The sequence below is a fragment of the Bradyrhizobium zhanjiangense genome, from assembly GCF_004114935.1.
Lineage (GTDB): Bacteria > Pseudomonadota > Alphaproteobacteria > Rhizobiales > Xanthobacteraceae > Bradyrhizobium > Bradyrhizobium zhanjiangense.
On the sequence record NZ_CP022221.1, the window covers coordinates 4,361,280 to 4,382,834 of the forward strand.

The following is a 21,555-nucleotide window of genomic DNA, read 5'->3' on the forward strand; positions in this document are numbered from 1 at the left end:
CCGGGAGCCCATCGATACGATTGGAACATAAGGCGGAGGACCGCCTTGGTCCAAACGAGGCAATCCGAGGCGGGTTCCATGAGCAACCGCGACATCATCGTCATCGGGGGCTCGGCCGGCGCCACCCAGCCCTTGAAGCAGATTCTGGGCCGCCTGCCGGCAGACTTGCCGGCCGCGATCTTTGTCGTCCTGCACATTCCTGCGCAGGGCATCGGGATCCTATCCACGGTCGCCAGCAATGCCGGCCCGCTTCCGGTGCGGCAGGCCAAAAACGGCATGAAGATCGAGCCCGGCCAGATTTATCTCGCCGCGCCCGACCACCACCTGCTGCTGTCCGGGGATCACATTTTCCTTGGGCGGGGGCCGCGCGAGAACCTGGTGCGGCCGGCGATCGATGCCCTGTTCCGCTCCGCCGCTCTCTATCACGGCCCGCGCGTGATCGGCGTGCTCCTGAGCGGCCTCTTGTCCGACGGCGCCGCCGGCCTCAACGCCATCAAGCGCTGCGGCGGGATGACGGTGGTGCAGGACCCCATGGACGCCATTTCCGATGAAATGCCGCGGCGCGCCATGGAGGCGACCACCATCGATCTCTGCGTTCCCGGCGCAACCATGGGCGACGTTCTCTCCGAATTGGTCAAGGAGCAGGCCGGAGTCCCGCTGCCGATCCCGCCCGAGATCAGGCTCGAGGTCGAGATTGCGGCCGGTGAACGCATCGGCAGTGACAATCTGATCTCGGTGGCCGATCCCGTTGCGCTGACCTGCCCGGCCTGCGGGGGAGTGCTTTCCGAGGTCAAGGAAGGTCGCCCAATGCGTTTCCGCTGCCAGGTTGGTCACGCCTTCACCGCGGATGTGCTCGCCAAGGAGCAGGAAGGGCGAGTCGATGAAGCCTTGCGGGTTGCGCTCCGCATCATCGAGGAACGGGCGGAACTGGTGCACCGCATGGCCGCCGACGGCCGGCGCAGCGGCCGGCCTGCGGTCGCCGAGATGTACGAAGCCAGGGCGGCCGAATACCGCGAATATGCCGACATGATCCGGCGCGTCGTGCTAAAATCGCTCGATCCTCCGGTTCACAAGCGGGAGGCTTGAGGGCTCTGCCATGGCCACCTCCCTTGCCGAATGGACCAAGCAGCTCCGTACCGAGCAGCGCCTGCTGGTGAAGGCCGATCGGGATATCGAGGAGGGCTCGCAGCGCATCCGCGATCAGGAAGATCGCGTGCGTGAGCTGACGGCGGAAGGCCACGACACGCGGCAGGCAGAACGGCTGGTTGATCTGCTCAAGGAGACCCTGGTCGAATGGGAGCGCCACCGCGTCTTGATCGAGCAGCGCGTCACTTACCTCCGGCGGCAGGTCGAGGCGGGTTAGCCGGCGGGTGGCTGATTGCCGGTCTCCTGAATTCTGCACTGAGCTCGAACATGTAGTCGAGCTATCGCTCCACGCGGCGGCGCCAGCGGTCGTTCTCGGCGAGCAGGCGGCGTGTGGTCGCGGTGGCGCGCTCGGCGCGCCCGATCAGGGTCGCGAGTTCCTCGGAGATTTGCATCGCGCGTTCCTGCGCTACCCGCCGAGTATGGATCTTCCGGCCGGGGCTGACAACGATCGGGCCAGGAATCGAAAAGGGCTTCGGGACATTTTTGCCTTTGATCTGTTGGGGTAATATCGATTTCTGCTATTTGCAGGAGCCGGGCGCCCATTGGTCCCGGTCAGCGAAAGAGAGCTACCAGAGCCATGAAGGAAGTCGGCGACCGGCCAGTCGATGGAGAGCGCCAGATCAAGGCCCCGCTGATCATCGGCGTCGGCGCCTCCCCCCGCGCCCTGGACAGCATCGAGCGCTTCTTTGGCAAGCTGATCATCGGCGCAGATCAGGCGATCGTGCTGGCACTTCAGCATCACGAGTCGTTCGACGAGCCACGGCTGCGCCGGATCGTGCAGGGATCCAACGGCGCCAAGGTCGCCGACATCAGTGACGGTCATGCGATCGAGGGCGGCACGATCTATCTGTGCCCGCTGGCGATGATCACCACGATTCAGGGCGACCGGTTCGCGATCCGCAGAGCCGAGCAGGCGCCCGGCGAGCGCGCCACAATCGACAGCTTCCTAGTGTCGCTGGCCGAAGAACGCGCCGAGCAATCCATCGGCGTCATCCTCGCCGGCACCGGCGGAGACGGCACGCTCGGCGCCGCGACGCTGAAGGACCACGGCGGTCTCGCCATCGCCGAGAAAGCCGCGGGCCCGGACGCGGCTGAGCACCTGCTCGACGGCAACACGCCTGCCGCGATCGCCGACTATGTACTGCCGCCGGAGGAGATCCCCGAGCACATCCAGGTCTACGCCCGTCATCTCAGGCGCCTGGATGAGAAGCAGGGCTTCGATGAGGTGCTGGCCGCGGCCGCGACCTCGCTGTCGCGCATCGCCGACATCCTGCGCAACAAGACCGGCAATGATTTCCACGGTTACAAGCAGAACACCTTCCTGCGCCGCGTGCAGCGCCGCATGCAGGTGGTCCAGATCGACGATATTCCGGCCTATGTCGATTTGCTGCGCAACGACAAGGATGAGGCGCAGCACCTCTTCAATGACCTCCTGATCGGCGTCACCGAGTTCTTCCGCGACAAGCGCGAATTCGAGGTGCTGGAGACCCAGATCATTCCGAAGATATTCGAGGGCAAGGGCGCGGGTCAGCAGGTTCGGGTCTGGGTGCTCGGCTGCGCCACCGGCGAGGAGGCTTACTCGATCGGCATTCTCCTGCGCGAATACATGGCGCGGATGGATTCGGTGCCGCAGGTGCAGATCTTCGCCACCGACATCGACGGCCGCGCGCTGGCGGCCGCGCGCGTCGGCCGTTATCGCACCAGCATCGAGGCCGACATGACCAGCGAGCGCCTGGCGCGCTGGTTCGTGCGCGAGGGCGACACCTATTGCGTGGTCAAGGAGCTGCGCGAGATGTGCATCTTCTCGCAGCACAACGTCATCAAGGACGCGCCGTTCTCCAAGCTCGACCTCGTCTCCTGCCGGAACCTTCTCATCTATCTCAATGCCGAATTGCAGAACCGCGTGATCCCGCTCTTTCATTTCGCGCTGCTGCCGGACCGCTTTCTCTTCCTCGGCAATTCCGAGAACGTGACGCGGCATCCGAAACTGTTTGCGCCGATCGATCGCCGCGCCCGCATCTTCAAGAAGCTGGAGACCGGAACGCGGCTGCCGCCGGAATTTCCGATCACGACCGCGGCGGGCAGGGCGCCGGTCGAAGTCCCGCCGGTGCGCTCCTTCGGCCCCGACGTCGGCCTGGAGCGCCGCGCCCAGCGCATCGCGGAGCGCTATGCGCCGGCCTATGTCATCACCGATGACAATTTCCAGATCCTGCACTTCTCCGGTCGCACCGGCCGCTACATCGAGCCGACGGCGGGCACCGCCACGCTCGACCTGCTCCAGCTCGTGCACCGCGATCTCCGCCTGGAACTCCGCACCGTGCTGAGCCGTGCGGCGGAGACCAACGAGCCTGCCCATGCCGAGCAAGTGCAGCTCGGCGTGAACGGCCACCGTGTCGTCGTCGACGTCACCGTCGAGCCGATCCAGGAGGGCGCCGGCGGCCACCGTAATTTCGTCGTTCTGTTCAAGGACGGCCCCATTCGCGCGATCGAGACCAACCAGAGCAATCCCAACGCCCTCGTGCGCACCGAGCATGTCGAGAGGCTCGAAAGCGAGCTGCGCGCGACGCGGGAGCGCCTGCAGGCGACCATCGAGGAGCTCGAAAGCACCAACGAGGAGCTGAAGTCCTCGAACGAGGAATACCAGTCGCTCAATGAGGAGCTTCAGTCCGCCAACGAGGAGCTCGAAACCTCGCGCGAGGAATTGCAGTCGGTCAACGAGGAGCTGACCACCGTCAATGGCGAGCTGGCGCATCGCGTTCAGGAGTTGACGCGCGCCACCAGCGACCTCAAGAATTTCCTCGAGAGCACGCAGATCGCGACCGTATTCCTCGACAACGATTTGCGCGTGATGAATTTCACGCCTGCGATCACCCAGGTCCTGCATCTGGTCGAGACCGACACGGGCCGCCCCATCGCCCACATCAAGGCGCGCATCCCGATCGAGGAGCTCTATGACGACATTCGCCGCGTGCTGCGAACGCTGGCGAGCGTCGAGCGCGAGCTGAGCGCGCCCGACAGCGGCACACGCTACATCGTCCGCATCCTGCCCTATCGCAGCATCGACAATTTTATTGCTGGCGTCGTCATCACCTTCATCGACGTCACCGCGATCACCCGGGCCGAGGAGCGGCAGCGCCTGCTGCTGGCCGAGCTTCAGCATCGCGTGCGCAACACGCTTGGCGTGGTGCGCTCGATCGCCCGCCGCTCGGCGGAAGCCAGCACGACCGTCGAGGAATATGCCTTCCATCTCGACGGCCGGCTGAACGCTTACGCCCGCACCCAGGCGCTGGTGACCCGCGATCCCGAGGGCGGCGTCGACCTCGAATATCTCGTGGTCGAGGAGTTGCTCGCCTACAATGCTCGCGAAGGCGAGCAGATGAGGGTTTCTGGCCCGAAGGTGCGCTTTCAGCCCAAAGCCGCGGAGACCTTCGCGCTCGCGCTCCACGAGCTTGCGACGAATGCGCTGAAATATGGCGCGCTGAGCCAGCCGACAGGCCGTATCGAGGTCTCATGGCGCGTCGATGAAAGCACCGAACCAACGCGGCTGGTGTTCGAATGGCGGGAGCGGGGTGGGCCGCAAGCGGCGCCGCCGCCGCGAAAAGGTTTTGGCACCGAGCTTCTCGAGCGTACGCTGGCCTTCGAGTTCAAGAGCCAGACCACGATGGCGTTCAATCCCGGGGGGCTGCAATGCACGATCATCATTCCCTTGAGCAAGCGCACTTTCCACACGCCGTCATTGGCTGACTGATGTCCTTGTCGATCGCCGATCGCAGCCTGTTGGAGCCGGCCGCTCGCCGGCTGAACGCGTTGAGGCCGTTGTCGGCAGAGGCGCGCGCCGCGCTTGACTATGCGATGCTCGAAGGGTTGCAGCGCGCCGGCTCCGGCGAGGACCTGATTTCGGAGGGCGATCCCGTCGACAGCGTCCGCGTCGTGCTGTCGGGCTGGCTCTGCCGCTACAAGACGCTCGAGGATGGAAGGCGCCAGATCGTCAACTTCATCTTCCCGGGCGAGAGCTGCGACGCGCATGCGTATCTGCTCGCGGTCATGGACCATTCCATCGCGACGCTGACGCCGGTGGTCTACGCTGAAATCAAGCGCGCGCGTTTCGAGAGCCTGATCGCGGGCGACCGGTCGCTTGCGGAAGCATTTTGGTGCGAGAGCCTCGTCAACAACGCGATCCAGCGCGAATGGGCCATCAATCTCGGCCGCCGCGTCGCGCTGGAGCGCGTCGCGCATCTGTTCTGCGAGATCTTCGAGCGGCTTCGTCCTGTCGGCATGATCGAGGGCAATTCCTGCATCATGCCGGTGACGCAGATGGATCTCGCCGATGCCACAGGCCTGTCCGTGGTTCATCTCAACCGCACCGTGCAGGAGCTGCGTGCGTCCGGCCTGATCGTGCTGCGCGAGCGGACGCTCACCATCAACGATCTCGGCGCGCTCAAGGACGCGGCGCTGTTCTCGCCGAGCTATCTGCAACTCTATCGGGGTGGATGACCAAAGATTGGCGTCAGGTGCTGCTTCGGGGGCTGGCGGCAGCGGCGCTGGTGAGGTGGGAGGTGAGGGCTTGCTACGTTGTCCGCCGGGGCGAGCCTCGCCCCTCATTGTCCTGACGTGCCTTGATCTCGGAGCGGACGCTTGCGCTTTCGTAGATCGACAGTCGAAGCTTCTCGCGCACATCGTCGAACTGCGTCCGAAGAATGTGGCGCTGCTTTCGAATTTCGCCGTTTTCTTCGAGCGCCAGTTGAGCGCGTGCGAACAGGGCGTCTGTCATTTCTAGATTATGATCGATCCCTCCGCTTTCGACCACCACCCAGGTTAATGTTCTTCGTTCTCTCTTCGGCGAAAGGCTCATAGCTCTTCCCACCGGAGCGAACTCAGCATATGTAAGTCGTGCTGACCAAACCAGCACGCCTCTCTGGCAGCGCGCTTGCGCTGAGAGCGGCTGGAGACGCGTCAACATTCCACGTTAGCGACGCAACCGCTCCCGATCGGGAACGTTAATCTCCCGCCGCAGTGAGGACTGCGAAACTGAGGAGTGACGAGAACGCAACGACGCGCTCCGCCCGGAAACAGGGAGAACGCCTGATGTCGATGCGGCATCGATTCAAGCAAACGGAATCGCTGGAAGCCCGGTTGGCCGCCGAAGCAGAGCGGCTACGCGAAGAAGCCAAATCGCTTCCGCCCGGCGCTGCGCGCGACGAGATGTTGCGCAAGGCGCGTCAGGCCGAAACGGGATCGCAGCTGAGTGAGTGGCTGAGGTCGCCAGGCTTGCAGCCGCCGGACTAATGCAGCCGCGATTGGAGCGTGCAGCACATCAGGCTGCACGCGCCGGGAACGGGTCAGATGTCGGCGCGCACCGATGCGCTGATGTCTTGGGCTGATGTCTTGGGCAGAAACCCAAAAAATGATCACTCCGTCCTGTTAACTTATTGAAATGCCGGAACCGGCTGACGCGGCGGAATCTACAATCTGCCCGGCTGGGCCGCCCTCAGCCGGCAATTTCCGCCCATCCGAATTGCTCGTGAAAGTACGATGACCGCCAAACGTAACCGCAGGAAACAGACCCAATCGCTCCAGGAGCGGTTGACGGCCTTTGCCGAAAGCGCCCGCGAGCGCGCGCGTAGCCTGCCGCCCGGCAACGAGCGCGACATGTTGCTGCGCCTCGCCAAGCAGAACGAAGTGACCTCGAACCTAACCGACTGGCTGAGCGCACCCGTCTACCCACGACGAGGACAATGAAGATGGGAAGCATGAAGCACTATCGCGCGTTCCAGATCGAGCCGGACGGGCGTGTGTTCGGATGCGTCAATCTCGTCTGCGACAATGACGAGCAGGCCAAGCGCGAAGCCGCCGCGCTCGTGCTGCTGCATCGCATCGAGCTGTGGCGGCTCGACCAGCGCATCGCGCGCTTCGATCTGCCCCAGGAGGTGGTGCGCCAGTAGAGTTATGGGAACCGCGCGCAGCGCCCCGGGTTGGTCGGACGGTACCGACTTCGCCAGGAGCCAGCATGACGGACGCCGACATTCGCAAGGGGATGCCGCCCGTCAGGTTGTCGCGCGAGGAGTTCGAGCGGCGTTACAGGAGCCAGTTCGTCGATCCCGCCTTTGCTCCGCTGCAACGCGAACTCGATGCCGTTGTCGGCGCTGCCTGGGACGCTTACAGCCATTCGCGCAAGGCGCCGCTGACGCGCAAGGCGGGCGCGGGCTTCGCCGATCCCGATTACGACATCGCCGTCGATTGGCTGGAGGCGCGCGCCGCCGTGCTTGCGGCGCAGCAACGGCATGACGATGCCGCCGAGACGCCGCGGATCCTGATCATCAACGGCTCGGCCCGCAGCGAGCACACCTGTCCCGGCGAGATGTCCAAGACCTGGCGCCTGGTCAAGCTGGCCGAGCCGGTCTTCATCGAAATGGGATTTGCCGTCGACATTCTCGATCTGTCACGGCTCGCCTCGGAGTTCGGCAAGAATATCCATCCCTGCAAATCCTGCGTTGCGACCGCGATGCCGCTCTGTCACTGGCCGTGCAGCTGCTATCCGAACTATTCGCTGGGGCAGACCGGCGATTGGATGAACGAGATCTACCCGCTGTGGGTCGCCGCTCACGGCATCCTGATCGTGGCGCCGGTGAACTGGTATCACGTGCCGGCCGGGCTCAAGGCGATGATGGACCGCTTGGTCTGCGCCGACGGTGGCAATCCCGATCCGACCTCGACCCACGGCAAGAAGGCCGCAGAAGCCAAGGCCATGGAGCTGAAGGGCTGGTCTTATCCGCGTCATCTCGCCGGCCGTCATTTCGGCATCGTCGTTCACGGCGATGCGGTTGGCGCCGAGGACGTGCGCCGCGCCTTGTCCGACTGGCTGACCGACATGCAGCTGATCTCGGCCGGCCGCTTCGCCGAGCTCGACGGCTATGTCGGCTACATGGAGCCATACGCCACCTCGCATCGCGAGCTCGATGAAGACGACAAATTCCAGCAGCAGGTGCAGAATGCAGCGCGCGCGCTCGGCAACGCGGTTCGACTGGCGCGGAGCGGGCGGCTCGAGGAGCCTGGCGCCCGTCTTGCGGACCCAAACCCCAAATGACCAGCGCAGCGACCGGAACCTGGAACGAAGCGCGTTGCCCCGCTTTGGTCGAGCGGAGTGGGGCGCGCGCGATTGGAGAGAACGGATGGCTCAGTCCGAAGACATGACCCGCTGCATCGGGCTCTGCATGAGCTGCTACCAGATCTGCCTCGGCACGGCGATGAACCACTGCCTCGAGTCCGGCGGCAAGCACGTGGAGCCGAAGCACTTCCGCCTGATGATGGCCTGCGCCGAGATGTGCCGGACGGCCGCGCATTTCATGCTGATCAACACGCCACATCACAAGCACACCTGCGGCGAATGCGCGGAAATCTGCGCCGAATGCGCCGAGGACTGCGAGCGGATCGGCGGCATGGACGAATGCGTCGCGATGTGCCGCTCGTGCGCCCAATCCTGCCGCGCGATGGCGGCCTGAAAGGACAAAGCCCATGCTGGAAGAGAAACTCAAGGAAGCCATCATCGGCGAGCTGCAAAGACAAGCTGCCGACCGGCCGCAAGCGCTCAAGGTTCAAGGCTCGGACGATGTGAAACGCTCGGAGGAGCTGACCGTCAACGGCAAGGTCGACCTTGGCGCCCTGGTCATGGTGATCGCGGGATCGGTGGCCGGCGGCCCTTAGCGCGGTCGTCGACCGGCCCGTTTAGCCGTATTCCTCCCCGATACCGTATTCCCGGTAGATCTCCAGCGGATCGAGGTCGGGAAACAGGCGACATTTGGCCTGGGCCAGGTGCAGGCTCACCGCCGCCGGCTCCTTGCCGTTCGAGAGCATCTTGCGGATGTCGTCCATATGCGCGTTCGGCCGGTGCTTTGGCTCGAGCTGTTCCAGCGCGACCAGCGCGGTCGCAAGCGCCTCGGTCAGAACCCAATCGTCGTGGCCCGTGATTCCCTTCTTCGACATCGGCAGACCCCACATGTGGCGGCGGTCGATAGTCTATCGCGACTTTCGCCAAATCGCCATTGAGCCGTTGCGGGCAAGCGGCGCGGGAATGGGGCGACGGCGTGCTCCGGCTTGCAATATGGCCGCGTGTGGCTAAAAGGCGGCGAGTTGCGGGGCGAAAGTATCTTTGTTGAAACAAACTTGGCGTAGACGGGCCTGTACGGCATCCAGGCCGGCTGCTCCGGTCTGGCCCCTGATCCCGTAGGCGCGACGATCCGGTTGCGCTACCCCTTCAAGGCTCGAGCCAGCATGGTTTTTCTTAGCTTCGTCTACCGCTTCATCACCAATTTCGCGTTCATGGCGGTGGTCTATTTCAGCCTGAACTTCATGGAGAAGTACCCTAACCGGGCGATCCTAGCGATCCTGGTGCTGGTCTATGCCGCCATGCGCGCAGCCTCGACGCTGCGCGCGTTCTATTTCTTCCAGAAGATCGAAAAGCTGGAGGCCGAGACGCGGCGGCTTCAGGCCCCGATCAATGATGGTTCGGGCGGAACTTCGGCACGCAAGCAAGTGGTCGCCGACGTTGCGCGGCTGCGGCGCGACGGCGAGCTCAAGTCCTATATGGACCTGTTCTTCCTGGCGCTGATCGTGCTGCTCTGCGTCGCCGCAATCATGCGGCAGTAGGACTTTAAGCGCGCTTCTTCAGGCTGGCGACCCCGGTCGGACGCGGCGCGGCGGCCTTGGGCGCCGTGGTATTGGCCTGCGCAGCGCGCTTCGGTGTGCCATGCGCGGCATGCGCCGTCCGCCGTCCCGGCGATTTGGCTGCCTTGCCCTTGGCCGGATGAGGCCTCTCGGCTGCCATGGCCAGCCGCGTCGCGGCGCGCCGTGAGGCGGTCGTCGACAGCAGCACCTCGACCGAGCCCTCGGGAATCGCAAACAGGTCGCGGTCCGGCACGGGCAGGATGGCCGCGACATTCGCCTGCGCCATGGTCCGGCGCGGCAGCAGCGGCTGATGCTCGGTCTGCGCATTGAGGTCGGCAACAGCGGGCGCCGGCAGCGTTCCGGTCTGCGCGAACACGAAATTCGGCACGCGCGGCCAGCGTGCGATCGGCGTCGTCTCGGTCGGCGGATGCAGCAGCCACTCCACTGGCGTCGTCGGCGTTGCCGGCCGATCGGCGGTCGCAGGCACCACATGGACGATGCGATAGCCGCGCGCCTTGAGGTCGCGAATGATCTTCGGCAGCGCCGCCACCGTGCGGGCCTGGATGTCGTGCAGCAGCAGGATGCCCTTGCCCTTGGCCTCCAGCCGCTGGATCGCGAGCTGATAGACCCGGTCGGACGAGACATGGCGCCAATCGTCGGCCGGGAAATCGGCGCTCCAGACCTGGATGCCGCGCGAGATCAGGTGGTTCTCGACGCCTTCGGCGCGCATCAGGCCGGGAATGCGGAAGAATGGCGCGAGCTTGGACGGATCGGTCATCGCGGCCGAGGTCCATTCGATGCCGCCATTGATCTCGGCCTCGGCCTTCTCGATCGGCATCCGGTCGAACGTCAGCGGATGGTCCATGCTATGGGTGCCGACGGTGTGGCCCGCCGCCACCAGCTTGCGCACCCCTTCCGGATTGGCCTTGGCCTGGTTGCCGATGATGAAGAAGGTGGCCTTGATGCACTCGTCGGCGAGGATCTGGAGCACTTGGTTGGAATATTTCGGCAGCGGACCGTCGTCGAAGGTAAGGACCACCTCATGGTCCTTCAGCGGCAGCGTCTCGCGATATTGCATGGTGCCGATCAGCGGATGCTCGCGCGGATCGACCACGAGGGTGCGGGAGGTCCCGAGCGCGTCCGGATGGCCGGGACAGTCGGCCGCGAGCGCCGCCGGCGAAGCGGTGGTCAGTAATCCCAACAACAGGCCCAGGGCGCTCCACGATCGCGTCCGCGAAACAACGCTACTTCCGATCATGAACCTTCGTCTGCCCCCATATGCGATGGCCGCCTTAATAGGTCGGAGACGTCTGGAAACCGGTTCAGGCGCAAAGAACCCTTTCCCATGACAGGTCCCCCGACCATTTGCATGGGCTAGCATGAACAGAGTGTTAACAGGGCCTAAATCACCCCATTTTGCGCCGGAGTGACATTCCGGCATCAATGCGTGTCGGCATGCTTCTGCGCGGGGCCGGCCGGCGCGATGTGAACAACCCGATAGCCGTTCTCCCTCAGATACCGCAGGAAGGCCGGCATGATCGCGGCCGTGCGCGCCTTGGGGTCGTGGAAGAGGATGATGCCCTTGCCGCTGGCGGCAAGGCGCTCGGTGACGAGCTTCAATTCCTGCTCCGGCGTCATCTCGTTCCAGTCGCTGGCCCAGAGGTCAGCCCCGAACACGACGATGCCGCGCGCCTGGAGCAGGTCGAGCTGTCCTGGTGTTGCCTCGAAATAGGGGAAGCGGAAGAACGGCGTCGATGGCGTCGTGGTCGACACCCCGTGCAGCGCCATCTCGTCGGCCGCGATGCCGCGGTCGATCTCGCTCTTCGCCTTGTCGAGCGGAAGCCGCGCCATGAACGGGTGCGAGAAGGTGTGGTGGCCGATGGTGTGGCCCTCGCTGGCGATGCGCTTGACCATGTCTGGATGCTGGGAGGCGTGCAGGCCGATCAGGAAGAAGGTCGCACGCACGCATTCCTGCGCCAGCGCCGCCAGCACCTTTGAGGTGGTCGGCGGATGCGGGCCGTCATCGAAGGTCAGCACGACCTCGCGATCGGCGAGCGGCAGCGTCTGCGGAAAGCTCTTCAAGCCGACGCGCGGGGTGGTCTTGGCGTCGACGCTCAGAACGCGCGCGGTGCCGAGCGCGTCCTTGCGCGGGCACTCGGCGGCTTCTGGCGAGGTTGCGCCGACGAGGCCGGCCAGCACCGCGCCCAGCGCCATCGAGGTCCATTCCGGCCGATGCATCTTTGTCATTGCGCTCGCAGTTCGCTTGTGGGTATTGCCTGAGCCGTCAGCCCAGACCATCTGATCCAACCTGTCAAACGGCGAGGCGCGCCATGGATGAACAAATGGACGTTGCCCCTCCCGCTGCGGATTCGGTACTCGAGCACGTGCCGATGCGCAATGAAGACGGCGAAATTCGGCACGAATTCGTCGAGGAGATCGCGCATGCGATCGAGGCCGCAGACTCCGCACAGCTGCGCGCGATCGTCGCCGAGCTGCACGAGGCCGACCTCGGCGACCTGATCGGCGCATTGCAGCCCGACGACCGGGTCCGCCTGGTCGAGTTGACCGGGCGCGACTTCGACTTCTCCGCGCTGAACGAGGTCGACGAGGCCGTGCGCGAGGAGATCCTCGAGGAACTGCCGCCGGAGACGGTCGCAGAAGGTGTCCGCGAGCTCGAATCCGACGATGCGGTCGAGCTCTTGGAAACCCTCGACGCCGAGGATCAGGAGGAAATTCTCGAGAAGCTGCCGCTGCGCGAGCGCGTCGCGCTCGAGCGCAGCCTGCTCTATCCGGAAAATTCTGCCGGCCGCCGGATGCAGACCGAGTTCATCGCGGTGCCCCAGGACTTCACCGTGGGCCAGGCGATCGACTACATGCGCGAGACGCCGGACCTGCCCGATCGCTTCTACGAGATCTACGTCGTCGACAAGGACCAGCACTGGCAGGGCGCAGTGCCGCTCGACGTGCTGCTGCGCGCACGCCGTCCGGTGCCGCTCACCGAGCTGACCGACGAGGATCGCCGCCGCGTCTCCGTCCTGGAGGACCAGGAGGAGGTGGCGCGCATGTTCGGCAAGTACAATCTCGTCGCAGCGCCCGTGCTCGACACCCAGGACCGCCTGGTCGGCGTCATCACCGTCGACGACGTCGTCGACGTCATCGAGGAGGAGGCCGACGAGGACCTCAAGGCGCTGGGCGGCGTCACCAGCGACGAAGAGCTGTCCGACACATTTCTCACCATTGCGCGCGGCCGCTTCAACTGGCTGCTGGTCAACCTCGCCACCGCGTTCCTGGCGTCCTCCGTGCTCGGCCTGTTCGAAGGACAACTCGAGAAGATGGTCGCGCTCGCCGTGCTGGCACCGATTGTGGCGAGCCAGGGCGGCAATGCCGCGACCCAGACCATGACGGTCGCGGTGCGGGCGCTCGCGACCCGCGAGCTCGGCTCCTTCAACGCCTGGCGCGTCGTGATCCGCGAGAGCCTGGTCGGCCTCGTCAACGGTCTTGCCTTTGCCGTGATCACGGGGATCGCGGCCGTGGCCTGGTTCAAGATCCCGGGCCTCGGCATCGTCATCGGGCTTGCAATCATCTGCAATCTCGTCGCCGGCGCGCTCGGCGGCATCCTGATCCCGATGGCGCTCGACCGTGTCAGGGCAGACCCGGCGGTGGCGTCCGGCACCTTCGTCACCACCGTGACCGACGTCGTCGGCTTCTTCTCCTTCCTCGGCATTGCGACGCTCTGGTTCGGGTTGAAGTAGGAGGCAGCCTCTCTCTCTTCGTCATTGCGAGCGTAGCGAAGCAATCCAGAAACCCTCCGCGGTGGCAGTCTGGATTGCTTCGTCGCAAGAGCTCCTCGCAATGACGGGGTGGGCACAGGGGCCCCCTCACTCAGCGCTGCGCCGCGTCCGGGGCACGAGACCTCGGTATCTTTAATCCGAACTTAAGCGACCTGCCGCATCATCGTCCGTGCTTGGGGGAATGAGCATGCGGTTGCGGCTGAAGGCGGACGGGCGGATCGTCGAATTGCGGGACGGGCAGGAATTTCCGGTCCGGCCGGCGGCCAATGCCGCGTCGGGCGACACCGGCCCGCTCGCGGTGCGCGATTTGCGCCGCCGCGCCCGTCTCACCCAGATGGAGTTCGCCGCAAAACTCGGCGTCCCCGTCGAGACCATCCGCAATTGGGAGCAGGGCAAGCGCGCCCCGCGGGGACCGGCCCGCGCGCTGCTCGCCGTGATCGCGCATGCGCCGGATACGGTGTTCCAAGCGCTCGCCAAGGTCTGATGACCAAGGCCTGACGCCAAGAGCTCGACGCGAACCTCACGTTAGTATTGCCCTGAATATCCGGCCGAACTGCCGCGGGCTTGCGTTGGCAGTGACATGGGCCGGGTCCATAATGACGCTAGGATGATTTGGGGCTGCCGCAACAGAGAGGATTCCTCATGCTGTTCGTCGAGGCCAATGGTGCAAGGATCCCGGCGATCGGGCTCGGCACCTGGGAATTGGACGGCCGGCCGGCCGCGCGCGTGGTCGAGCAGGCGCTACGGCTCGGCTATCGCCACATCGACACCGCGCAGGTCTATGACAACGAGCGTGAGGTCGGCGACGGCTTGCGGTCCTCGGGCGTGCGCCGCGACGACATCTTCCTCACCACGAAAGTCTGGACCAACCATTTCGCGCCCCACGATCTCGAACGCTCGGTCAAGGAGAGCCTCGCCCGCCTGCGGCTTCCCTCGGTCGACCTGTTGCTGCTGCACTGGCCCAATTCGCACGTGCCGCTGGCGGAGACGCTTGGAGCGCTATCGCATGCGAAGACGATGGGCCTCACCCGCCATATCGGCGTTTCCAATTTCACGGTGGCGCTGATCGAGCAGGCGGTGGCGTTATCGCCCGAGCCGCTCGCCTGCAACCAGGTCGAATATCATCCTTATCTCGACCAGGCGAAGGTGAGGGCGGCCTGCGACCAGCATGGTCTTGCCCTCGTCGCCTACAGTCCCATCGCCAAGGGTCGCATCAAGACCGACCAGACCCTCGCGGAGATCGGCCGCGCCCATCGCAAGACGCCGGCACAAGTGTGCCTGCGCTGGCTGGTGCAGCAGAATGTCGCTGCGATCCCGCGCACCTCGCGCGTCGAGCGCCTGTCGGAAAACATCGAGATCTTCGATTTCGAGCTGTCGGAGGACGAGATGAGCCGGATCGCCGCCCTGGCCCACCCCAAGGGCCGCCTGACCGATTTCGGCTTCGCGCCGAAATGGGATTGAGGGGGGCCTGGGGTATGCTAGGACCAGCGCGGCAACCCGAAGTCAGTCGATGGAACTGCGGAAGATCATACGGACGGACGTCGCGGCGTCGGCGATCGCGCATCTGACGCTGGTGGCGCTGATCATCCTGATCAGCGAGGTCCATCCGTTCCACGCCGCAGCGCCCGAGACTGTTTCGGTCGACATCGTCACGCCGGAGCAGGTCAAGGACGAGATCAAGGAGCAGGAGACGAAAGAGACGGCAAAGGAGAAACCGCCGGAGCCGACGCCCGACCTGAAACTGCCGAAGCTGGATTTCACCGACAAGTCGGATGCGGCGGCCAAGCAGCAGGCCGCGCCATCGCCATCACCGCAGGCGTCGCCCGAGCCGCAACGTTCCCTGCAACAGCAGCCTTCGCCTTCACCGAAGCCGCGCGAGGCCAACGCACAGCCGCAACAGCCTCCGCCGCAGGCCCCGCCTCAGCCGATGCCGCAATCGCCGCCACAGGCGATGCCGCAGCCGCCGATACAGCCGCCGTCGTCACAGGCGATGCAGCAGCCCCAGGCTGCGCCGCCACCGGCCTACCAGGCGCCGGAGCCTGACGTCACCGTCAAATACGGCGTCATGCTGGGCCTGCCGCCTGAATTGCCGACGGAGCTGCCGAAGGACACTCCCAAAGACGACGGCGGCGACGCCAAGGATTCGATCGCCGCCAAGCTTCCACCGGAAGTCATCGACGAGCTGCGCCGTCACCTGAAAAGCTGCGCCAAGCTCCCGGCCGGGGTCGCGCCGACCGACAACGTCCACATCAAGCTGCGTACGGTGCTCGCCACCGACGGCACGCTGGCGCGCGAGCCGATCCTGATGGCGGCCCCGCCATCCGCGAAGGGCGTGGCCCTGGTGAAGTCCGCAATGAGCGCGCTCCAGAACTGCCAGCCCTACAAGATGCTGCCGGCCGCCTTGTACGGGGAATGGAAGGTGTTGGATTTGCCGTTCAGCCCGCGGGATTTTGGTGGGTAGCATGTAGTTTTGTAGCCCGATGGAGCGCACGCTCCGGGCTGCGGGATTTTGTTGTGTCGCTCTCTGTCAATCCCAGTTCGCGAAAATATTCCACTTTACCGAAATTCGGATTTGTCGTATGTATCGCCCATCCCGGCTCACCCTTGAGGGGCGATCATGTGTCGTGATGATCGCTGAGCCGGGCTTGCGGTGGACGCGGCAGCGTCGGGCGCGAGATGTGCGGGTAGGGCGGATTGCTCTCCGTGAGCCCGAGGCTTCGTGCGGACGAACGGCGCTGTCAGGTTCGTCTCGCCAGTAAGTTTCCGGCTCCGTCGACAGGGTTGGAAAAACTGCGGCGCATAGCGAACCGTGCGTACGGCAAAACCGTGTGGTCCTGGCCGTCGTTGCTACGGTCAAGCCTTGGCGGATGCGGCATTGGCGTCAACCGGCGCGATGCCGGCGACTTTCGCTGGGGTGAGGGAGGCCAGAACGAACTCGGCTCCCGGGAGAGCGCGGCATAAGCCGTCCAACCACTGCGCAGGGAAGGCCGAGTGTTCGGCTTCACCTGTATGCCGCTGTGCAGTTTTCTGCGTGTGCCTTCGCACAGCGGACCGTGGGTGCCAGCCGGCACCCGGCCTTCCCTGCGCCCTCTTTCTTTGGGGGCGATGGAGAGAGCAAAGCTCGGGCGAAACGCGCCGCGAGAATGAGAAGGCGTGTCTGGCGCTGTCATCGCCCGCGAAGGCGGGCGATCCAGTATTCAAGAGACGGTCGTGATTGAACCGAGAGGCCGCGGCGTACTGGATTCCCCGCCTTCGCGGCGAATGACAGTGGCATTTGGAGGACGACGGCAGTGCCCCTTGCTCCGTCATTGCGAGGAGCCCTTGCGACGAAGCAATCCAGAGTCTTTCCGCGGAGGGATTCTGGATTGCTTCGCTGCGCTCGCAATGACGATGTGGAGAAAGCGTGGGCTGCACTTCACCGCACCGGCGCGGACAGCTCAATGACTGCGCTTCTGCTCCTCGCCATCAGCCACCACCTCCGGCGCCATCGCCGCCCAGGCGCTGGACGCGAACTGCCGTCGCCAGGTCACGACCACCACAGCCGCCGTGGTCACGAACAGCAGCCAGGGGCTGACGAACCAGCCGAGATAGCCGAGCGCGAAGAAGAAGGCGCGCTGGCCGCGGTTGAAATGGCGGCCGGCGGATTCGAACAGGCGCGAGGTGCGGATGACATGGGCTTCGGCCTCCGCCGTGTCGCGCTGGGAGGCCGGCGGCATGCCGCCGAACAGGATCGCGACGTAGTTGAACAGGCGATAGGCCCAGGCGAACTTGAAGAAGGCGTAGACGCAGATCAGCACGAGGCCGACGCATTTCAGCTCCCACAGTGCGGGCGAGGGGCTGAGGTCGATCGGCAGCTTGCTCAGGATGGTGATGGCATCGTTGGTGGCGTGCAGCAGCGCCAGCGCGCCGCCGAGTGCGAACAGGCTGGTGGAGGCGAAGAAGGCGGTGCCGTTCTGGAGCGAGGCCATGATCTGCATGTCGACCATGCGCGTGTCGCGGTCGAGCAGCTGGCGCACCCAGACCTCGCGGTAGCGGTTCATGCGCGCCGACAGGCTGTCGCGGCCATAGGCCGAATGCTCCAGCGTCAGCGCGTAGGCCAGCCATTCGATGATGAAGAAGCCGACGGCGGTGATGTCGACCCAGTGCCTGCTCATGTCCGTCTCCTCGCGGGCGGCAACGATTGCCACGCATGGCGAGGCGCGGCAACGATTGATTGGCGGCAGGCGATGGCGTTAAAAGCAGCTCGCTTCTGGACGTCTCGGGAAGGACTGATGACATGGCTGCGCTGAAACTCGCGATCGGCAACAAGAACTACTCGTCATGGTCGATGCGACCCTGGCTCGCGCTCCGCGCCAACGACATCCCGTTCGTGGAGACGCTCATCCCGCTCTACACCGACAATCCCGCCGACAAGGAGCAGATCCTGTCCTTCAGCCGCGCCGGCAAGGTGCCGGTGCTGGTCGACGGCGACATCACGGTGTGGGACTCGCTCAGCATCATCGAATACATCGCCGAGCGCTACCCGGAGAAAAAACTGTGGCCCGATGATGTCGCCTCGCGCGCTTATGCCCGTTCGGTATGCGCCGAGATGCATTCCGGCTTCATGGCCTTGCGCAACGAATGCGGCATGAACCTGCATCGTCCCGTACGTCCCGTGACGCTGTCGGCGGACGCCAAGGCCAATATCGCGCGCGTGCAGGAGATTTGGCGCGAGTGCCGGACCCGCTATGGCGCCAAGGGACCATTCCTGTTCGGCCGCTTCGGTGCGGCGGATGCGATGTACGCACCGGTCGTGCACCGCTTCCGTACCTACGCGATCGAGGTCACGTCCGAGACCAAGGCCTACATGGACACGATGCTGGCGCTTCCGGCGTTCCAGGAATGGACCCGGGACGGGCTCGCCGAAACGCTTCGCATCGAGAAGTTCGAGGACGCCTGATCGCTGGTCTGATCGGGACGCCGGCCGGCGGGCCGGCGGCGGTCAGGCCGGCGACCAGGGCCGTGGCGCAGGAGGCTGCGACACCAGCTGCGACACGCCACGCGAACGAGCGGCTCCCGCGGTCCATCGAGCTTGCAGGTTGTCCCGCTATCGTTATGAAATAGCGGCAGAATTTGCGCGATTGCCATGCCGGTTTGCGCTGGCCAAACCGGCGGGGCTCGTGCTATACGACGGCCCGGGTTTCCGGCCGGCCATCGCAGTGGGACACTGGGCGAGGCAGGCGCTGTTTGAGTAATGGAGAGGGTGTTGAAGCACAAATTCCCCGTGGGAACGCGCGTCTTGTTCACGGCCAGCAACGTCGCGCGTCCGGCTGCCAGCGGCGCGTATGAGATCATCCGTCTGCTGCCGACCGAAGGCGACGACTGCCAGTACCGGATCAAGAGCTCGACCGAAGCCTTCGAGCGCGTTGCCAAGGAAAGCCAGCTCGCGCTCTCCTGAAGGCCCGACGCTACCTGCGCATAGGCGCCTGCCGGGAAGTTGTGTCCTCTCGCCGTCAAAAGGCCCGCTTCACCTTCCCAAGGTGAGTGGGGGCAGTTGCCGACTCGCGGTGCTCGCTTTGACCATCCGCTCTTTGCTCGCGTGAGGGGACGTCGCGCATGAACTGGGCATGGGCCACTTCGCTCGACCAAATCTGGCACTCGCCGGCCTTCCCGATGTGGACGACGCTGGCGGCTGCCGGATTCTTCGGGCTGATCCTGCTGATCGCGCTGCCGCGCGCCGACCGGTCCGTGGCCAACGGCGCGCTGACCGTGATTACGCTGCTATCCATCGCGATCGCCGGAGCGGCCACCGTGCGCGTCTATGGTCCTGAGGGGCAGGCCACCCCGGCCGAGGTGCGCGCGCAAGGAACGGTGACAGCGAGCCTGCCCGCGCTGTCCTGTCTCGACGATCTCGCCGGCGATGCCGTGGCCGTTGGCTGCGAGAAGGCGCTGTTCGGCGCGCCTGATACAGCCGCTGCGGCCGTCTCCTACACCGCCGCCAGGATCGACCGGCTGACCGCGCTCGGCGAGGTCGCCACGGCCGAGAGGAGCCTGACGCTGGACATGAAGGTGCTGCGCAAATCGCTGGAGCGTGATCGCTACGGCCTCGTTGCGCATGTGCTGGTCGCGCGCGACGGCTGCACGGAGTTCGATTGCGCTGCGTTCCGCTCGCTGACCGACCAGCAGCAGGTCGCCGCCAATATGAATTCCCATCTCTACGACACGCTGGTCGCGCGCTATGCGCCGACCTGGAACGCGCCGGCAATGCCGGCCAGCGCCGCGCTTGCCGGCTTGCCGCCGTCGATGCCGACAGGCAAGCCGACCAATGCCGAGTTCCCGAGCGCCTCGTCGACGCCGCCGGTCAGCATCATGAATCCGGAGCCCACGGCGACGACGCGCCCGGCGGCACCGGCTGCAAACGCGGCAGCAGCGCCCGCGCCGCGCGCGCCGGCCGCGACCTCGGCGCAGGCCGCAGTTCCCGCGGCCCCCGCCGCCAAGAAGCCGCCGGCGCCGAAGGCTGCGCGTGCCCCAGCTGCCGCGCCAGTTCCGCTCGCGCCGCCGCCGGCCTCGGCGGCTGCGCCCGCGGCTGCGGATAACGAGTAGATCGGCATTCCAAATGCGCGGCTGCCCGGCTAATGCTGGGGCATGCCGCTACATCTGATCAAGCTCGCCGTCGGCTGCGACTCCGTCAAGGAATTGAAGGAGTGGGTCGCCGAACGGATGCAGGCCGCCAAGAAGAAGGGGCTGCCGCAACGTCACATCCACATCACTCGCATGGTGCCCAAGCGCGACGCCGAGATCCTGGCGGGCGGCTCGCTCTATTGGGTGATCAAGGGCGAGATCGCTGCGCGGGAGAAGATCATCGGCATCGAGCCGTTCCGCGACAAGGACGGCATCGGACGCTGCCGGATCGTGATGCAGCCGAAGGTGATCTCGGTGTCGCCGCGGCCGATGCGGCCGTTCCAGGGCTGGCGCTATCTCACCGATGATTCTGTGCCCGCCGATCTCGGCAAGTCAGCCGCCGGCTCGATCGCGGCGATGCCGGAGCCGATGCGGCGCGAGCTGCGCGATCTCGGCCTGCTCTAAACCGCGATATTGTCGATCAGCCGGGTCGTGCCGAGCCTGGCCGCGACCAGGATCCGCAAGGGGCCGTCCTTGCGCGAGGTGACCGGTGCCAGCGTCGCGGCATGGCGGGCTTCGAAATAGTCGAGCGCGAAACCGGCCGCCTTGATCATCTCGGCGCCGCCCGCCATCGCGGGCGCGATCGCTTCGCCGGCACGGATGCGCCCGGCGCTCTCCTTCATGGCGCGGTAAAGCGTGGTTGCGATCTGCCGCTCCTCGGCTGAGAGATAGACGTTGCGCGAGGACATCGCGAGCCCGTCGCGCTCGCGCACCGTGCGGGAACCGATGACCTTGACGCCGAGGTCGAGATCCCGCGCCATCTGCGTCACCACCCGCAACTGCTGAAAGTCCTTCTCGCCGAAGATTGCAAAGTCGGGCCGGCATTGCGTGAACAGCTTGCCGACGACGGTGGCGACACCGCCGAAGAAATGCGGCCGGAAGCGGTCCTCGAGCCCGGCCAGCGCCGGCCCCTCCGGCACGATGCGGGTGGCGAAGCCTTCCGGATACATGGCCTCGACGCCGGGGTGCCAGACCACATCGACATCCTCGGCCGCGAGCTTGGCGATGTCGGCCTTCCAGGTTCGCGGATAAGCGCCAAAGTCCTCCGTCGGAGCGAACTGAGTCGGATTGACGAAGATCGACACCACGACGCGGCTTGCGCGCCGCCTAGCGAGGCGAACCAGCGACACATGCCCGTCATGGAGCGCCCCCATGGTTGGGACCAGCGCGATCGTGGCCTTTCGCTTGCGAAGATTGTCGATGGCGCGCCGCAGGGTGGGGACCGTGCGGGCGATCAAGGGGCTTGGTGACATCAGGACTCGACGGGGTTGGGAATCAGTGCGGGTGAGGGCTGGCG

At 65.3% G+C, this 21,555-nt stretch carries 25 protein-coding genes; 19 read left to right on the forward strand and 6 right to left on the reverse strand.

The window, feature by feature from the left end:
• Positions 1 to 78 precede the first annotated feature (78 nt).
• The 4 genes from XH85_RS20740 to XH85_RS20755 all read left to right on the forward strand — a co-directional run bounded on the left by XH85_RS20740 (position 79) and on the right by XH85_RS20755 (position 5,640).
• Positions 79 to 1,086, forward strand: a complete 1,008-nt coding sequence (locus XH85_RS20740) for a chemotaxis protein CheB (RefSeq protein WP_128933263.1) — start codon at positions 79 to 81, stop codon at positions 1,084 to 1,086.
• A 10-nt stretch (positions 1,087 to 1,096) separates the two neighbouring features.
• Complete coding sequence (locus tag XH85_RS20745) at positions 1,097 to 1,363, forward strand: hypothetical protein (protein WP_128933264.1); 267 nt, start codon at positions 1,097 to 1,099, stop codon at positions 1,361 to 1,363.
• A 360-nt stretch (positions 1,364 to 1,723) separates the two neighbouring features.
• Complete coding sequence (locus tag XH85_RS20750; RefSeq protein WP_128933265.1) at positions 1,724 to 4,894, forward strand: CheR family methyltransferase; 3,171 nt, start codon at positions 1,724 to 1,726, stop codon at positions 4,892 to 4,894.
• A complete protein-coding gene (locus XH85_RS20755) occupies positions 4,894 to 5,640 on the forward strand; it encodes a Crp/Fnr family transcriptional regulator (protein ID WP_128933266.1) in 747 nt (248 codons plus the stop codon). Before XH85_RS20750 ends, XH85_RS20755 begins: the two co-directional genes overlap by 1 nt.
• 73 nt (positions 5,641 to 5,713) lie before the next feature.
• Here XH85_RS20755 and XH85_RS20760 read toward each other — a convergent pair whose 3' ends face one another.
• Positions 5,714 to 5,998 (reverse strand): hypothetical protein, encoded by a 285-nt coding sequence (locus XH85_RS20760; RefSeq protein WP_245474180.1) that lies wholly within the window; start codon positions 5,996 to 5,998, stop codon positions 5,714 to 5,716.
• Positions 5,999 to 6,231: 233 nt separating this feature from the next.
• On the opposite strand from XH85_RS20760, the gene XH85_RS20765 reads away from it, so the two are divergent.
• From XH85_RS20765 to XH85_RS20790, 6 genes are all read left to right on the forward strand, one after another.
• Entirely contained in the window at positions 6,232 to 6,432 is a 201-nt protein-coding gene (locus tag XH85_RS20765; protein ID WP_128933267.1) for a hypothetical protein, read from the forward strand.
• A gap of 246 nt (positions 6,433 to 6,678) precedes the next feature.
• Entirely contained in the window at positions 6,679 to 6,885 is a 207-nt protein-coding gene (locus XH85_RS20770) for a hypothetical protein (RefSeq protein WP_128933268.1), read from the forward strand.
• A 2-nt stretch (positions 6,886 to 6,887) separates the two neighbouring features.
• Positions 6,888 to 7,088 carry a hypothetical protein gene (locus XH85_RS20775; protein ID WP_128933269.1) on the forward strand — a complete coding sequence of 67 codons (201 nt, stop codon included), beginning with the start codon at positions 6,888 to 6,890 and terminating at the stop codon, positions 7,086 to 7,088.
• A gap of 65 nt (positions 7,089 to 7,153) precedes the next feature.
• Entirely contained in the window at positions 7,154 to 8,230 is a 1,077-nt protein-coding gene (locus XH85_RS20780; RefSeq protein ID WP_128933270.1) for a flavodoxin family protein, read from the forward strand.
• A gap of 85 nt (positions 8,231 to 8,315) precedes the next feature.
• The gene (locus tag XH85_RS20785; protein WP_128933271.1) at positions 8,316 to 8,645 is read left to right on the forward strand and encodes a four-helix bundle copper-binding protein; all 330 of its coding nucleotides are present in this window, start codon (positions 8,316 to 8,318) and stop codon (positions 8,643 to 8,645) included.
• Between the two features lie 13 nt (positions 8,646 to 8,658).
• On the forward strand, positions 8,659 to 8,847 hold the full coding sequence (locus XH85_RS20790; protein WP_091889590.1) for a hypothetical protein: 189 nt from the start codon (positions 8,659 to 8,661) through the stop codon (positions 8,845 to 8,847).
• Positions 8,848 to 8,868: 21 nt separating this feature from the next.
• On the opposite strand, the gene XH85_RS45240 is transcribed toward XH85_RS20790, so the two are convergent.
• A complete protein-coding gene (locus XH85_RS45240) occupies positions 8,869 to 9,126 on the reverse strand; it encodes a hypothetical protein (protein WP_164940018.1) in 258 nt (85 codons plus the stop codon).
• 288 nt (positions 9,127 to 9,414) lie between these two features.
• Here XH85_RS45240 and XH85_RS20800 point away from each other — a divergent pair, with 288 nt between their 5' ends.
• Positions 9,415 to 9,789: a hypothetical protein gene (locus tag XH85_RS20800; protein ID WP_091889588.1), complete on the forward strand. Its 375-nt coding sequence runs from the start codon at positions 9,415 to 9,417 to the stop codon at positions 9,787 to 9,789.
• Positions 9,790 to 9,793: 4 nt separating this feature from the next.
• Here the strand turns inward: XH85_RS20800 and XH85_RS20805 are convergent, their stop codons facing one another.
• On the reverse strand, positions 9,794 to 11,065 hold the full coding sequence (locus XH85_RS20805; RefSeq protein WP_128933272.1) for a polysaccharide deacetylase family protein: 1,272 nt from the start codon (positions 11,063 to 11,065) through the stop codon (positions 9,794 to 9,796).
• A 182-nt stretch (positions 11,066 to 11,247) separates the two neighbouring features.
• Positions 11,248 to 12,021, reverse strand: a complete 774-nt coding sequence (locus XH85_RS20810; protein WP_128937363.1) for a polysaccharide deacetylase family protein — start codon at positions 12,019 to 12,021, stop codon at positions 11,248 to 11,250.
• Positions 12,022 to 12,137: 116 nt separating this feature from the next.
• On the opposite strand from XH85_RS20810, the gene mgtE reads away from it, so the two are divergent.
• The 4 genes from mgtE to XH85_RS20830 all read left to right on the forward strand — a co-directional run bounded on the left by mgtE (position 12,138) and on the right by XH85_RS20830 (position 16,059).
• Entirely contained in the window at positions 12,138 to 13,559 is a 1,422-nt protein-coding gene (gene mgtE, locus XH85_RS20815) for a magnesium transporter (protein ID WP_091889584.1), read from the forward strand.
• A 220-nt stretch (positions 13,560 to 13,779) separates the two neighbouring features.
• Entirely contained in the window at positions 13,780 to 14,082 is a 303-nt protein-coding gene (locus XH85_RS20820) for a helix-turn-helix domain-containing protein (protein WP_091889582.1), read from the forward strand.
• A 158-nt stretch (positions 14,083 to 14,240) separates the two neighbouring features.
• Positions 14,241 to 15,059, forward strand: a complete 819-nt coding sequence (locus XH85_RS20825; protein ID WP_128933273.1) for an aldo/keto reductase — start codon at positions 14,241 to 14,243, stop codon at positions 15,057 to 15,059.
• 49 nt (positions 15,060 to 15,108) lie between these two features.
• Entirely contained in the window at positions 15,109 to 16,059 is a 951-nt protein-coding gene (locus XH85_RS20830; protein WP_128933274.1) for a hypothetical protein, read from the forward strand.
• A 976-nt stretch (positions 16,060 to 17,035) separates the two neighbouring features.
• Here XH85_RS20830 and XH85_RS20840 read toward each other — a convergent pair.
• Positions 17,036 to 17,752 (reverse strand): DUF599 domain-containing protein, encoded by a 717-nt coding sequence (locus XH85_RS20840; protein WP_128933275.1) that lies wholly within the window; start codon positions 17,750 to 17,752, stop codon positions 17,036 to 17,038.
• 122 nt (positions 17,753 to 17,874) lie between these two features.
• Between XH85_RS20840 and XH85_RS20845 the strand changes: the two genes are divergently transcribed.
• From XH85_RS20845 to XH85_RS20860, 4 genes are all read left to right on the forward strand, one after another.
• A complete protein-coding gene (locus tag XH85_RS20845; RefSeq protein WP_128933276.1) occupies positions 17,875 to 18,537 on the forward strand; it encodes a glutathione S-transferase family protein in 663 nt (220 codons plus the stop codon).
• A gap of 294 nt (positions 18,538 to 18,831) precedes the next feature.
• Positions 18,832 to 19,035: a hypothetical protein gene (locus XH85_RS20850; RefSeq protein ID WP_128926196.1), complete on the forward strand. Its 204-nt coding sequence runs from the start codon at positions 18,832 to 18,834 to the stop codon at positions 19,033 to 19,035.
• 158 nt (positions 19,036 to 19,193) lie between these two features.
• On the forward strand, positions 19,194 to 20,180 hold the full coding sequence (locus XH85_RS20855) for a hypothetical protein (protein WP_128933277.1): 987 nt from the start codon (positions 19,194 to 19,196) through the stop codon (positions 20,178 to 20,180).
• 42 nt (positions 20,181 to 20,222) lie between these two features.
• Positions 20,223 to 20,663 carry a DUF1489 family protein gene (locus XH85_RS20860; RefSeq protein WP_128933278.1) on the forward strand — a complete coding sequence of 147 codons (441 nt, stop codon included), beginning with the start codon at positions 20,223 to 20,225 and terminating at the stop codon, positions 20,661 to 20,663.
• On the opposite strand, the gene panC is transcribed toward XH85_RS20860, so the two are convergent.
• Positions 20,660 to 21,511 (reverse strand): pantoate--beta-alanine ligase, encoded by an 852-nt coding sequence (panC, locus tag XH85_RS20865; RefSeq protein WP_128933279.1) that lies wholly within the window; start codon positions 21,509 to 21,511, stop codon positions 20,660 to 20,662. The genes XH85_RS20860 and panC overlap by 4 nt on opposite strands.
• Between the last annotated feature and the right edge of the window lie 44 nt (positions 21,512 to 21,555).